The sequence below is a fragment of the Paraburkholderia sp. BR10954 genome (genome assembly GCF_040965775.1).
GTDB classification, from domain to species: Bacteria; Pseudomonadota; Gammaproteobacteria; order Burkholderiales; family Burkholderiaceae; genus Paraburkholderia; species Paraburkholderia youngii.
In genome coordinates, this window is the sequence record NZ_JBFRCK010000186.1 from 1 (window position 1) to 895 (window position 895).

The 895-nt window shown below is 50.2% G+C and carries 1 protein-coding gene; it reads left to right on the forward strand.

Annotated elements, in window-relative coordinates:
- Positions 1-39 precede the first annotated feature (39 nt).
- Positions 40-895 (forward strand): DPP IV N-terminal domain-containing protein (locus tag AB4Y34_RS41760; RefSeq protein ID WP_368719295.1); only part of this gene is annotated, 856 nt, incomplete at its 3' end.

Genomic DNA, 895 nt, shown 5'->3' on the forward strand with positions numbered 1-895 from the left:
TACAACCAACGCGGCCATCAGCTCTACCGAGTAATCGAGGTGGAGGCAGCCACCGGCCGTACGCGCTCTTTGATCGATGAGGTCAGCTCCACGTTCGTCGATTATACAGATTTAAGAAATAACCAAAAAAAAGCCGGAAAACACTTTCGTTACAATGTTAATGATGGAGAGGAAATTATCTGGGCATCCGAGCGCGATGGATTTGAACATCTGTACCTCTTTAATGGCCGTACCGGTGTTTTAGAAAACCAAATCACCAAAGGTGACTGGATTGTCCGCGCGGTGGCCCACATCGATCCAGTCAGAAGGGAAATCTGGTTTGAAGCAAGCGGAATGAATTTCGGTGAGGACCCATATTTCGTTCATGCCTACCGAATTGGCTTCGACGGAAAGGGGCTGACATCACTTACGCCAGAACCGGCCAATCATCACATCGAGTTTTCTCCGGACGGTAGATTCTACGTCGACCTCTGGTCGCGTATCGACCTTCCCCCACGCATGGCGCTTTTCCGGTCTAGCGACAACGCTAAACTGATGCCGATCGAGAGCACCGACATCTCCCAACTCGAATCTAATGGATGGAGAGCACCAGTCAATTTTGTTGCCAAAGGGCGCGATGGTAAGACCGATATTTGGGGAATCATTCATCTACCAGATAGATTCGATCGACATCTGAAGTATCCTGTGGTGGAGCATATATATGCCGGCCCGCAAGGCTCTCACGTCCCAAAGTCATTCACAACCACAACAGAGCCCCTTACCCAGTTAGGTTTTATCGTTGTGCAAATCGACGGAATGGGCACTAACAACCGTTCACGCCTTTTCCATGACGTCGCGTGGAAGAATCTGAAAGATGCAGGCCTTCCCGATCGCATTCTGTGGCATAAGGCGGCTG